The organism is Bradyrhizobium sp. Y36 (assembly GCF_002531575.1).
Lineage (GTDB): Bacteria > Pseudomonadota > Alphaproteobacteria > Rhizobiales > Xanthobacteraceae > Bradyrhizobium.
The window spans coordinates 1-12,619 of record NZ_NWTI01000031.1; the positions used below are offsets into that span (position 1 = coordinate 1).

Sequence of the window (12,619 nt, forward strand, 5' to 3'; positions counted from 1 at the left end):
CGTGCCAAGCAGGAAGGCGAGAACCGCACCCAGCAGCGTACCGCCGATGGCCAGCATCAGAACCAGTTGCTCGGTCTTCCCGATCGTGGCTTCGGATTCCAAATCCAGCCGCTGCTGCTCGGCGACGAGGTCCGCCTTCATGGCGGTCGCGCCTTGCAGGATCGCACCGGCCGAGCCGCTCATCTCGGTGACGAGCTCGTCGACCAGCTTGGCGTTGGCGATCAGCTTCTCCAGCGCTTCGCGGTAGGCGCCGAGGATGGTCTTGGCATCCTTCAGGCCGGCAACGATCTTCTCGTCCATGGAATAGACCGCGCCGAGCGAGTTCTCGACGAATTTCAGGCGGGCCAGCGCGCTGGTTGCGATCGCCTGGTCGGACGTCAGCACGAAATTGGTGGCCGCGGCGCTCGCGGTCTGGAACTGGGCGTTGACCTGCTTGGTGCCGAACTCGATCGCCTGCGCCTCGGAATCGGACGCGTTGTTGCCGACGTCGTCGAGCTTGTACTTCAGGAGATTGGCCTGGCGCTGCAGCTGGTTCTGCACCAGCAGCGTGCTGTCACGCTTGGCCTGGAGAACCTTGGCGAAGGTGGCGGAGAAATTCGAGAACTCCTTGGCGAGCTTGTCGAGGCTCTCCTTCCGCGCCGGGCTCTTGGCGCTCTTGACGGCCTGGTCGATGGCGTTCTTCAGGCTGGCCTCGGTATCAAGCGCCGCCTTGGCGTCATCTTCCTTGCCGGTGACGACGAAATATTTGACGGCCGAACGGTAGGCGAGCAGCTCGCGATCGATGTTGCGGGCGAGATCGGCCTCCGAAACGCTGCTGCGGTAGGAGCCGACCCCGGCCGAGACCCGCTCGAAGCCGAAATAGGAGAAGGCCATGCTGCCGGCGGAGATCACCAGCACGGCAGCGAATCCAAGGATGATCTTGGCGCGGAATCTCAGGGTCGGAAATATTGTGCGCTTAGACGGCGACGCGATACGCCCGGACATTCCCACCCCCAATAGATCAGTTCTTGCACGTGCAGCACGGCCCGGGAGCAGCCCTTCCCCGACCGGCGATGAAAATTAGGGCAGAAACGTCAAGGGGCGGTAAATTCCTCCAACCCGCCGTCACCTGCCACGGAGCACACGTTCCGCGGAACTGGCCGCCGTGTTGCGACCAGACAAAAAAGACCATATTCTCTGGACACTTGTCAGGCACGCGGCATGAGACCGAACGGGCCTTTGAGGGGAGAAACGGAGTGGGGCAAACCGACTTTCGGTTTGGCGGTGCGTCTGGCGTTGCCGTCGCGAAGTCGAAGGCTGCGGGCGCCGAGCAAGCCGTTGCCGACCTCGCCGCTCAGCTTCCGTCCGACGAGCTGGCGCTCGTTCTGCTCTTCGTCTCCCCGAGCTACGATCCCCACCAGTTCATCGCCGGGATCAGCCGCCAATTCGACGGGATCCCGGTCTGCGGTTGCACCACGGCCGGCGAGCTGGCTCCCGACGGCTGGGACGAGAACAGCGTCGTCGCGCTCGCCTTCAGCAGCGCCGATTTCTCGGCCGTGGTACGCCCGATTCTCAATCTCGACAGCTTTCACGTCGAGGACGGCCGCAGGATCAGCGCCGAGGCCCGGCAGGAATTGCTGCGGGGGTCCTCCCAGGTCGAGCGCAGAAATCCGTTTGGCCTGGTCCTGATCGACGGTCTGTGCCGCCGGGAAGAAGCGGTGATGTCCGCGCTCTATGCCTCGCTGGACGACATCCCCATCGTCGGCGGCTCGGCGGGCGACGGCATGCGGTTCGAGCGGACCTGGGTGTTCCTCGACGGCAAGGCGCACACCAACGCCGCTCTCCTCATCCTCCTGAGCACGTCGCTACCGTTCCGGGTTTTCAAATGTGACAATTTCGAACCGCGGCCCCAGAAGATGGTGGTCACCGAGGCCGACGTCGAGAATCGCACCGTCAGGGAGCTGAACGCCGAGCCTGCCGCCCAGGAGTATTCCCGCGTCGTCGGGATCATGGATGCCAAGCTCGATCCGTTCTCCTTCGCCTCGCATCCCGTTCTGGTCCGCGTCGGCGGCTCCTATTATGCCCGCTCGATCCAGCGCGTCGAACCGGACGGGTCGCTGCACTTCTTTTGCGCCATCGACGAAGGCATGGTGCTGACGGCGGCCACATCGCGCAGCCTCGTCGGCACGACGCGCGCGGCCTTCGCGGAGACGCGCGAGCAGATCGGCGACGTCTCGCTCTATATCGGTTTCGAGTGCCTGCTGCGCCGGCTCGACGCCGAGCAGCACCAGCTCGCCCGCGACATGTCCGAGCTCTACCGGCAGAATCGCGTGGTCGGCTTTCATACCTATGGCGAGCAGTTCGGCTCGATGCATGTGAACCAGACCTTCACGGGCGTCGCGATCGGCAGGCGCCCGTCGTGACCGAGCTGTGGCAGGACCCCGACACGGTCGCGCAGCTGCAGCGGGAAACCGCGAAGCTGAAGAAGATCAATGCCGCGCTGATGTCCCGCGTCGAGCGCTCGATGGACCAGCAGCTCAACGCCTTCTCGCTGTTCGAGACCGCCATCGCGCTCGACCGCCAGGTCCGGGACCGGACCACCCAGCTGCGCGAAGCCCTGCATTCGATCGAACGCGCCAATGAGGGTCTTTATCGCGCCAAGCAGCAGGCCGAGGCGGCAAGCTCGCTCAAATCGTCCGTTCTGATCTCCGTCACCCACGACCTGCTACAGCCGCTGAACGCGGCGCGGCTGACGCTCTCGGCGCTGGCCGAGATGATGGAAACGCAGGAGTCGGGCCTGCTGGTCGACCAGGTCGATCGCTCGCTGGTGACGCTGGAGGATCTGCTGCGGTCGTTGCTGGAGATCGCCAAGCTCGACGCCGGCGCGCTCAGGCCCGACGTGCGTCCGTTGGCACTGGCGCCGCTGTTCGAGCAGCTTCGCAACGAATTCGCGCCGATTGCGGCGCGGCAGGGCCTGTCCTTGCGTATCCGCACGTCGCCGCTCGCCGTTTCGTCGGACGCGATGATGCTCCGGCGCATCCTGCAAAATCTGCTCGCCAATGCCATCCGCTACACCCGCAGCGGCGGCGTCGTGATGGGATGCAGGCGCCGCAACGACCGAATCTGCGTCCAGGTTTCCGATACCGGACCAGGAATTGCGCAGGCGCAGCAAGAGGCGATCTTTCGCGAATTCCAGCGCGGTGAGGCCAGCGCGACCGACCAGGCCGGGTTCGGGCTCGGTCTCTCCATCGTTCGCCGCTTCGCGACGGTGCTCGGTCATGAGGTGCAATTGTCGTCGCAGGTCGGCAAGGGATCGACCTTCATCCTGGCGCTCGAACCGGCCGATCCCGCCGAAGTCAGCGACGAGGTGCACGAGACCAAGCTCAGCGAACGTCGATATGGCGGCCTCGAAGGCGCCAAGATCCTGCTGGTCGAGAACGATCCGTCAGGCTCCGAGGCCATGGCCGCCCTGCTGGAAGGGTGGGGCTGCGACGTCGCGACCACGCCATCGGCCGCGGACGCGCTGCTGCGTCTGAGCGAGCTCGGCGGCGCGCCCGATGCCGTCATCGCCGATCTTCATCTCGATCACGGCGAGAGCGGATTGTCGGCGATTGCCGACATCCGGCAGCATCTGAAGCTCGACGTGCCCGCGATGATCATCACCGCCGACTACTCCGAGCAGGCCGCCAAGCAGGCGAGCCTCTCCGGCCTCGAAGTGCTGAAGAAGCCGATCAAGCCCGCCGAGATGCGCGCACTGCTCTCGTTCCTGCTGACGTGACGGCCATCTATTCCGACTGTGCGCGATCGTGCTTCGCCCGGCTCTCGTCGCTTGCCAGCGTCGCAAAATCGATCTTCGACATCTCGACGATCGCCTTGGTGCGGCTGACGACGTTCAGCTTGCGCAGGATGTCGGAGACATGGACCTTCACCGTCGTTTCGGAAATCTTCAGCTCATAGGCGATCTGCTTGTTCTGGAGGCCGCGCTTGAGCATGTCGAGGACACGCAATTGCTGCGGCGTCAGATCATGCAGCCGCTTCAGCAGATCATGGGCAGGACTCGGAGCGCGCTGCGGCCGGGGTGCGCGATAGGCATTGGGAAGACAGACGATCCCCTGCAGCGCCTCGCCGATCGACCGGGCGAGCTCCTGCTTGGACGAGGATTTGAAGATGTAGCCGGCCACACCGAGCGACAAGGCGCTCGAGATGATCCTGGAATCCTGATGCCCCGACACGATGACGACCGGGACCTTCGGAAACGCCTTGCGGATGCGAACGATGCCCGAAAGGCCGGTCGTGCCCGGCATCGACAGATCGAGCAGAAGCAGGTCGAGTTCGGCGCCCGCGGACAGCTGCTCGAGCGCGCCGTCGACCGAAATCGCCTGCAGGATCTCGGCCGCGGGCGCCACCATTTGCAGCGCGCCTTCGAGCGCCTCGCGGAACAATGGATGGTCTTCGACAATCAGAAATCGCGTCACGCGTCAGCCATTTCCAATTCGTTGCCGGATTTCGAGCTTGCCCGAGCATGTCTCAGCCGGCGCGTACCGGCTTGATCGAGGTCAACAATGGCGGCGCCGATCATTGCGGTCTCCCGCGGTCGACCCGCGCATAGGGCCGGTTCCTGGGATCGGGCAGGTCCATCTTGCCGATCTCGATGATCGCCTTGTTTCGGCTGAACAGCCCGAGCTTGCGCAGGATCTCGGTGATGTGCGCCTTGATCGTGGATTCGGCGAGCTGCAGCTCCTGCGCGATCTGCCGGTTCGGATAGCCGCGGCGCAGCAGGTCCAGAACCCTGAGCTGCTGCGGCGTGAGCTCGCGGAGCTTGACCTCGAGGGCCTTGCTGGTCTCGGCTTTCCGCCGCTGCGGCGTTGCCACGAAATCTCGCGGCACCGACACCGATCCGGACAGCACGCCCTCGATCGACTGCGCCAGCTCGCGCTTCGACGTCGATTTCGGCAGATAGCCAGCCGCGCCGAGCGCCAGCGCCTCGCGGACCACGTGCTGGTCCTCCTCGCTCGACACGATGGCGACCGGCAGACGTGGATATGTCTCGCGCAAGCGGAGGAAGCCGGAGAAGCCGGTCGCATCCGGCAGCGACAGATCGAGCAGCGCGAGGTCGATCCCCTGCTCGGCCGACAGGATTTCCAGTGCGTCCTCGATCGACATCGCCTCCAGGATACGGGCCTCCGGCAGGGCCAGCCGCACCGCATTGCCCAGGGCTTCGCGAAACAGCGGATGATCGTCGATGATCAGGAAGCTGGCCATGGCGCCTTCCAAAAGATCCACCGCAGCAGCGGCAGCAGCGCATCCCTCCTGGCCGGTTCGGCGTCGGAAGGATGCAGGATGGACTCTACCACATCTTCCCGACCCCGTCCGGTCAAGGCCGTTCAGTCGTTCGATTCGACCTGAACCGACAGCAGGAAGGAATAGATGCTGTCGAACTGGTTGTCGGTGAAGACCTCCTTCCATGCCGGCATGCCCTTGGCGGGACGCCCCTCATGCACGGTCCGCCAGAACGTGGCGCGCATGTCGTCGCCATAGCGGTGCCGCAAGAGCCGCAGGTCGATCTTCCGTTCGCTCTGGATGGCGTCGGGGCCGTGGCAATGCGCGCAGGTTCCGTTGAAGATCTCCTTGCCCGCACCGGCAACTTCCGCATTCGGCGCAGCCGCATCGCCCTTGGTCTCGGTCGCCACCACATTTGCGACTTGCGCCACGCCCGGCCCAGGACCGGTCCCGGTCGCGGTTCCCGCCGGCACGGCTTCGGCAGCGCCGAAGCGGACCGGTTGTCCGGCCGGCAAGCCGTATTTCACCGCAAGATCGGCGATCGTGCGCTGAAGCGTCGGCAGGATCGCATCGACCCGATTGCGCAGCTCGCTCGATCCCTTTGCGAAGCCGATCGCGGCATCCCATGACAGGCCCTCACCTTCGGTCAGCCGGATCTGATAGCGATCGCCGTAGGCGGTCATGTTTAGCCAGCCGGCGACCGGCCCCCAGATGAAGGCGATGTCCGCCCTGCCCTGGTCGAGCGCCTGCATCGCTTCCTCGGGCGACAGCACCGTCACCTTCTGGATGTCGTCACGGGTCGCCAGAAGATTTTGCGGCGTCGAGGCGTACTGGACGGCGACGCGCTTGCTCCTGAGATCGTCCACGCTGCCGATCGCCTGCCCCCTCGCCGCAACCAGGGCATAACCCTCCTTTGCAAACGTGCTGGAGAAGATCACGGCCGGCCCCATGAAATCCTCCGAGCGCGGCAAGCCGATCATGGCGTCGCATTGCTTGCCGAGCAGCGTGACCCGCACGGTCCGTTTGCCGAAATAGGATTTGTACCAGTCGTAGGTGATGGGCTGGCCGAGCGCCTGCGCCAGCGCCTGACCGATCTCGACATAGAAGCCCGGCTGCGACGGATCATCGCTCGAGAATGGCAGGTTGGTCGGATCGGCGCACAGGCGGAACGGCTTGGTCTCGTCGGCATGGACGGCTGCGACCGACGCGATCACCGCGGACGCGGCGAGCCATGCGAGTCGTCCCGCGATGGTGCGATGTCGGCGCTTGCCGTTACCTGGATTGATCGGACGCATCCTCATCTCCGGCATTTGGGAATGGTTGGACCAGGCGTTGCGGCCCAGGATCTGGCTGGTGCCGCCGCCGCGCGATGTCGAGAAAGCACGCGCGTATCCCGTCTCCTTCGGGATACGCGCGCGAGTTGTCACTGGACGGAGAACACGAAGAGCGAGCCGCCCTCGGGGGCTGCGGCCGTCATCTTCTTTCCAACCTCGCCCAGGAACGCGGGCAATGCTGCCGTGCGGCCGACGACGATGGCGACGTATTGCTTGCCGTCGACACTGTAGGTCACCGGGCCTGCGCCGATGCCGGAGCCGAGATTCTTGCTCCAGAGCACCTTGCCTGACTTCGCATCGATGGCGCGGAAGTCGCCGTGGATGTTGCCGGCGAACACGAGGCCACCACCGGTGGTCAGCGTGCCGCCGTTGAACGGCAGGTCTTCCTTGATCGACCAGACCTTCTTCTGCGCCACCGGATCCCAGGCCACGAGCTCGCCGAGGAAGCCGCCGGGGCCTTCCTTGGTCGGGAACTCGGCGCCGAGATAGAACACGCCGCGCTTGTAGGCGATGTCGGAGACCGACCAGTCCATGCAGACGTTATTCGAAGGGATGTAGACGAGGCCGGTCTGCGGGTTGAACGACATCGGCTGCCAGTTCTTGCCGCCGATCAGGTTCGGGCAGATGTCCTTGGCGGGATGGTTCGGTCCCGGACGCTTGTCCGGATCCTCTTCCGCGCGCATCGTGTTGACGTCCCACTTCTTCGCCCAGTTCGAGAAGACGTATTTCTCCGCCGAGAGCACCTTGCCGGTCTCGCGGTTGGCGACGAAGAAGTAGCCGTTGCGATCCGCCTTCATCAGCGTCGGCACGGTGCTGCCGCCGATCTTCAGGTCCGCGAGCACGGCCTCGTTGACGCCGTCATAATCCCAGGCATCGGCCGGCGTGGTCTGGATGTGCCATTTGATCTTGCCGGTGTTGGGATCGAGCGCGAGGGTCGACGCCGTGTAGAGATTGGTCAGCTTGCCGAAATTGCCGTCGCCGGTCGAACGCACGCCGGTGTTCCACGGACCGGGATTGCTGGTGCCCCAATAGACGGTATCGGTCTTGGGATCGTAGGAGCCGACCAGCCAGGCCGCACCGCCGCCATGCTGGGCAGAATCGCCCTTCCAGGTGTCGCCGCCGGGCTCGTCCGGACTCGGAACGGTGAAGGTCTGCCACAATTGCTTGCCGGTGTTGATGTCGAAGGCCTGAAGCGAGCCGCGCACGCCGTACTCGCCGCCGCCGAAGCCGGTGATGACCTTGTCGCGCACGACCAGCGGAGGCGAGGTGATGACCGAGCCCTGCTTGTAGTCGACGACCTTGGTCGTCCAGAGCGACTTGCCGGTCGCGGCATCGAGCGCCGTCAGCTTGCCGTCGAGACGGCCGACGAAGATCTTTCCATCCGCATAGGAGACGCCGCGATTGTTCACGTCGCAGCAGGCATATTGCAGCACGTCCTCGGGAATCTCGGGCTCCCAGGTCCACTTGCGGACACCGGTCGCGGCATCGAGCGCGTAGACGTATTTCGGTCCCCAGGAGCTCGACACGTACAGCGTGTTGCCGACGACGATCGGCGAGGATTCGTTCGAGCGCAGCGAGGCCAGCGAGAACGAGTAGGCGAGCGTCAGCTTGCCGGCGTTCTCGGTGTTGATCTGCTTCAGCGGGCTGTAGCGCGTATTGCCGTAGTCGTGGCCGGCGACGGCCCACTGGTTCTGGTCGGATTGCGCCTTGATCAGCGAGTCGTTGGCGCGAACGCCCGACGTGACGGCGGCGAGCATCGCAATCATCGAAATGCCAGCCAAGAATCCCTTCGTTCCAAAGGTCATGTATTCCCTCCACGATGTTGTTGTGCACGCCACGTTGGGCGTCGGAGCGCGTTGCGCCGTGATGCGCAGTTCGTCTGCGAGCCATCGTTCGAAATTACAGCATCGCCGTTTCGCGCTTAGTATAGGCGGAAGGTAGTAGTGCAAATCATTGGCGGCTTTCGCCGCTCATGTCGTTGTGCCGCCTCGCGTCTTGGCCTTGTTTTACAGCTCGAAATGCGCATTCGGATTCCGGCGACACCGCGACACGATCACGATGATGGCGCTACCACGGCCGCGAAGTTGTCGAAGAAGCTCGTGGCGAGTTTTCGCGACGTCGAGTCGATCAGGCGCGCGCCGAGCTGTGCGAGCTTGCCGCCGATCTGCGCGTCGGCCTCGTAGTGCAGGATGGTGACATCGGGCGATTCCTCTTCCAGCCTGACCTTCGCGCCGCCCTTGGCAAAGCCCGCGACGCCGCCGGCGCCTTCGCCGATGATGCGGTAGCCGTTCGGCGCATCGATATCGGCCAGCGTCACCTTGCCGCTGAACGTCGCCTTCACCGGACCGACCTTCAGCACCACCGTCGCCGTCATCTCCGTCGGCGAGGCCATCTCGAGCGATTGGCAGCCGGGAATGCAGCGCCTGAGAATCTCGGGATCGTTGAGCGCGGCCCATACCTTGGCTTTCGACGCCGGAATGCGCTGGCTGTCGTTCATCTGCATCGCTTCCACCCTCCGTTGTGTTTGTTCAGCGCGGATAGGGCGGCATGCGCCGTCGATCAATCGCCAGGAAGTAGGAGACGGGCCGAAGTCTCGCGCGCGCGGCGCCCGCGAGCGAGGATGTCGGCACGCGACCACAACGAAATCAAAGGCTTAGCTTCCTTTTTCATACTACCAAGATCGCGGTTACAAAGCCGCAGGCACGTGCTCCAATTCGCGCCAACGAACGAGACATCAAGGGGAGAACGACGTGCGACAGGGCTGAACCCGCGAGCCAATGCGGCGCTGCGCGGCAGCGACGATGCGACGTTCGCTGCGGACGATATGCCGGACTTTCCAGATTTGCCCGACAGCCGCGCCAGATGTTGGCGACGGGCCGGAGCATCATGATCGATTCGCGCGCCGTGACGGCCGCCCCGATGACCTTTCCATGACGCGAGGTCACCAAAATGCCAGTTGCAAAGTTTCGTTGCGCTGTCTCTAATTAGAACCAATCAAAATCACTTTGGGAGGACGTCACGTGTCTACAGTCAAACTGACGGTGAACGGCAAGGCCGTTGCTGTCGAGGTCGAGGACCGCACGCTGCTGGTCCAGTTGCTGCGCGAACACCTCAATCTCACCGGGACCCATGTCGGCTGCGACACCAGCCAGTGCGGCGCCTGTGTCGTGCACATGGACGGCCGCGCGGTGAAATCCTGCACCATGCTGGCGGGCCAGGCCGACGGCGCCAGCATCACCACCATCGAGGGCATCGCCAAGGGCGACGAGCTGCACCCGATGCAGGCCGCCTTCCGCGACAATCACGGCCTTCAGTGCGGCTATTGCACGCCGGGCATGATCATGTCGGCGATCGACATCGTGCATCGCCATGGTGGTCAGCTCGACGAGACGACCGTCCGCGCCGAGCTGGAAGGCAATATCTGCCGCTGCACCGGCTACCACAACATCGTCAAAGCCGTGCTGGATGCGGCCGGGCGCATGAAGGTCTCGCAGGCGGCCGAGTAAAGCGGCGCGCCTCGATAGAACAAATCACCGCTGCCGCTCTCGAAGGAAAGCGCAGCCATAAAATTTCCGGTCGGGAGGACCAGACATGGGTGTTGAAGGCATCGGCGCACGCGTCGTGCGTAAGGAAGACAAGCGTTTCATTACCGGCAAGGGCCGTTACGTCGACGATATCAAGCTGACGGGCATGACCCATGCCCATTTCGTCCGCAGCCCCCACGCCCACGCCAAGGTCAAGGGGATCGACTCCTCCGCCGCGCTGAAGATGCCGGGTGTCGTCGCGGTGCTCACGGGCCAGCAGATCGTCGACGACAAGGTCGGCAACCTCATTTGCGGCTGGGCCATCACGTCCAAGGACGGCAGCCCGATGAAGATGGGCGCATGGCCGGCAATGGCGCCGGAGACGGTGCGCTTCGTCGGCCAGGCCGTCGCGGTCGTGATCGCCGAGAGCAAGAATCTGGCGCGCGACGCCGCAGAAGCGGTCGTCGTCAATTACGAAGAGCTTCCCGCGGTCGCCGACGTCCACGCCGCGATCAAGTCAGGCGCGCCGCAGCTGCATCCCGAAGCGCCCGGCAACCAGGTCTATGACTGGGTGATCGGCGACGAGGGCGCCACTGATGCCGCCTTCGCCAAGGCCGCTAACGTCGTCAAGCTCGACGTCACCAACAACCGCCTGGCGCCGAATGCGATGGAGCCGCGCGCGGCGATCGCCGACTACGACGCGGCGGAGGAGCATTTCACGCTCTACACCACCTCGCAGAACCCGCACGTCGCCCGCCTCGTGCTGTCGGCGTTCTACAACATCGCGCCCGAGCACAAGCTGCGCGTGATCGCCCCCGACGTCGGTGGCGGCTTCGGCTCCAAGATCTTCATCTATCCCGAAGAGATGGTGGCGCTGTGGGCCTCCAAGAAGGTCGGTCGTCCCGTGAAATGGACCGGCGACCGCACCGAGGCCTTCCTCACCGACGCGCATGGCCGCGACCATGTCACGCATGCCGAGATGGCGTTCGACGCCAACAACAAGATCACCGGCCTCAAGGTGAAGACCTACGCCAATTTCGGCGCCTATATGTCGCTGTTCTCGTCGTCGGTGCCGACCTATCTCTACGCGACGCTGCTGTCGGGCCAGTACAACATCCCGGCGATCCACGCCGAGGTGGTCGGCGTCTACACCAACACCACGCCGGTCGACGCCTATCGCGGCGCGGGCCGCCCCGAGGCGAGCTATCTCATCGAACGTCTGATGGAGACGGCGGCGCGGCAGCTCAAGGTCGATCCGGCCCAGCTGCGCCGGACCAACTTCATCACCCAGTTCCCGCACCAGACGCCCGTGATCATGGCCTATGACACCGGCGACTTTAACGCCTCGCTCGACGCGGCGATGAAGGCGATCGACTATGCCGGCTTTGCCGGACGCAAAGCCAAGGCGAAAGCCGACGGCAAGCTGCGCGGAATCGGCGTGTCCTGCTACATCGAGGCCTGCGGCATCGCCCCGTCCAAGGCGGTCGGCAGCCTGGGTGCCGGCGTCGGCCTGTGGGAATCGGCCGAGGTGCGCGTCAACCCGGTCGGCACCATCGAGATCCTCACGGGCTCGCATAGCCACGGCCAGGGCCACGAAACCACGTTCTGCCAGCTCGTCGCCGAGCGTCTCGGCGTTCCCATCAGCCAGGTCTCGATCGTCCATGGCGACACCGACAAGGTGCAGTTCGGCATGGGCACCTACGGCTCGCGCTCGGCGGCCGTCGGCCTCACCGCGATCCTGAAGGCGATGGAGAAGATGGAATCGAAGGCCAAGAAGATTGCAGCGCATGCGCTGGAAGCTTCCGAGGCCGACATCGTCATCGAGAACGGCGAGTTCAAGGTGACCGGGACCGACAAGGCGATCGCCCTGCCGATGGTCGCGCTCGCGGCCTATACCGCGCACAATCTGCCTGACGGAATGGAGCCGGGCCTGAAGGAAAGCGCCTTCTACGATCCGACCAACTTCACCTTCCCGGCCGGCACCTATATCTGCGAGCTCGAGGTCGATCCCGGCACGGGCAAGACCTCCTTCGTCAACTTCGTCGCGGCCGACGATTTCGGCCGGCTGATCAACCCGATGATCGTCGAGGGCCAGGTCCATGGCGGCCTGGTCCAGGGCATCGGGCAGGCGCTGCTCGAGCACGCCATCTACGATGCCAACGGCCAGCCGGTCACGGCCTCGTTCATGGACTACGCCATGCCGCGCGCCGACGATGTGCCGTCCTTCAACCTCTCCCACACCACGACGCTGTGCCCGGGCAATCCCCTGGGCATCAAGGGTTGCGGTGAGGCCGGCGCGATCGGCGCATCGGCGGCCGTGATCAACGCGATCACGGATGCGATCGGCAAGAACAATCTGGAAATGCCCGCAACCCCGGACCGGGTGTGGCGCACGATCCACGCGGCTTAACACCTCATCATCGTCATTCCGGGGCGACGCCCAGCGTTGAACCCGGAATCTGGAGCCACGAATTCAACCTCGAGATTCCGGGTCTGCGCCTT

At 64.5% G+C, this 12,619-nt stretch carries 9 protein-coding genes and 1 pseudogene; 4 read left to right on the forward strand and 6 right to left on the reverse strand.

Features of this window, described 5'->3' with window-relative positions:
* A pseudogene (locus CO669_RS32655) lies at positions 1 to 897 on the reverse strand (methyl-accepting chemotaxis protein); the annotation flags it as partial.
* Positions 898 to 1,235: 338 nt separating this feature from the next.
* On the opposite strand from CO669_RS32655, the gene CO669_RS32660 reads away from it, so the two are divergent.
* Complete coding sequence (locus tag CO669_RS32660; protein ID WP_097666422.1) at positions 1,236 to 2,402, forward strand: FIST N-terminal domain-containing protein; 1,167 nt, start codon at positions 1,236 to 1,238, stop codon at positions 2,400 to 2,402.
* Positions 2,399 to 3,757, forward strand: a complete 1,359-nt coding sequence (locus CO669_RS32665; protein ID WP_097666424.1) for a hybrid sensor histidine kinase/response regulator — start codon at positions 2,399 to 2,401, stop codon at positions 3,755 to 3,757. The genes CO669_RS32660 and CO669_RS32665 overlap by 4 nt, the downstream gene beginning before the upstream one ends.
* Before the next feature lie 7 nt (positions 3,758 to 3,764).
* Here CO669_RS32665 and CO669_RS32670 read toward each other — a convergent pair whose 3' ends face one another.
* The 5 genes from CO669_RS32670 to CO669_RS32690 form a co-directional block, all read right to left on the reverse strand.
* Complete coding sequence (locus CO669_RS32670; protein WP_097666426.1) at positions 3,765 to 4,454, reverse strand: response regulator; 690 nt, start codon at positions 4,452 to 4,454, stop codon at positions 3,765 to 3,767.
* Between the two features lie 100 nt (positions 4,455 to 4,554).
* The gene (locus tag CO669_RS32675; RefSeq protein ID WP_097666428.1) at positions 4,555 to 5,241 is read right to left on the reverse strand and encodes a response regulator; all 687 of its coding nucleotides are present in this window, start codon (positions 5,239 to 5,241) and stop codon (positions 4,555 to 4,557) included.
* Positions 5,242 to 5,363: 122 nt separating this feature from the next.
* Entirely contained in the window at positions 5,364 to 6,554 is a 1,191-nt protein-coding gene (locus CO669_RS32680) for a c-type cytochrome (RefSeq protein WP_502694547.1), read from the reverse strand.
* A 128-nt stretch (positions 6,555 to 6,682) separates the two neighbouring features.
* Positions 6,683 to 8,374 carry a PQQ-dependent methanol/ethanol family dehydrogenase gene (locus tag CO669_RS32685; RefSeq protein ID WP_198964380.1) on the reverse strand — a complete coding sequence of 564 codons (1,692 nt, stop codon included), beginning with the start codon at positions 8,372 to 8,374 and terminating at the stop codon, positions 6,683 to 6,685.
* A gap of 272 nt (positions 8,375 to 8,646) precedes the next feature.
* On the reverse strand, positions 8,647 to 9,096 hold the full coding sequence (locus tag CO669_RS32690) for an SRPBCC family protein (protein ID WP_097666530.1): 450 nt from the start codon (positions 9,094 to 9,096) through the stop codon (positions 8,647 to 8,649).
* A gap of 517 nt (positions 9,097 to 9,613) precedes the next feature.
* On the opposite strand from CO669_RS32690, the gene CO669_RS32695 reads away from it, so the two are divergent.
* Positions 9,614 to 10,099 carry a (2Fe-2S)-binding protein gene (locus CO669_RS32695; protein ID WP_097666433.1) on the forward strand — a complete coding sequence of 162 codons (486 nt, stop codon included), beginning with the start codon at positions 9,614 to 9,616 and terminating at the stop codon, positions 10,097 to 10,099.
* An 85-nt stretch (positions 10,100 to 10,184) separates the two neighbouring features.
* Positions 10,185 to 12,527, forward strand: coding sequence for a xanthine dehydrogenase family protein molybdopterin-binding subunit (locus CO669_RS32700; protein ID WP_097666435.1), 2,343 nt, complete (start codon positions 10,185 to 10,187; stop codon positions 12,525 to 12,527).
* The last annotated feature ends 92 nt before the right edge of the window (positions 12,528 to 12,619 follow it).

What these genes read in the sequence shown, in the direction of transcription:
- CO669_RS32675 (WP_097666428.1), bottom strand. Translation starts at nt 5,241, where the DNA reads ATGGCCAGCTTCCTGATCATCGACGATCATCCGCTGTTTCGCGAAGCC.
- CO669_RS32680 (WP_502694547.1), bottom strand. Translation starts at nt 6,554, where the DNA reads ATGCGTCCGATCAATCCAGGTAACGGCAAGCGCCGACATCGCACCATC.
- CO669_RS32690 (WP_097666530.1), bottom strand. Translation starts at nt 9,096, where the DNA reads ATGCAGATGAACGACAGCCAGCGCATTCCGGCGTCGAAAGCCAAGGTA.
- CO669_RS32700 (WP_097666435.1), top strand. Translation starts at nt 10,185, where the DNA reads ATGGGTGTTGAAGGCATCGGCGCACGCGTCGTGCGTAAGGAAGACAAG.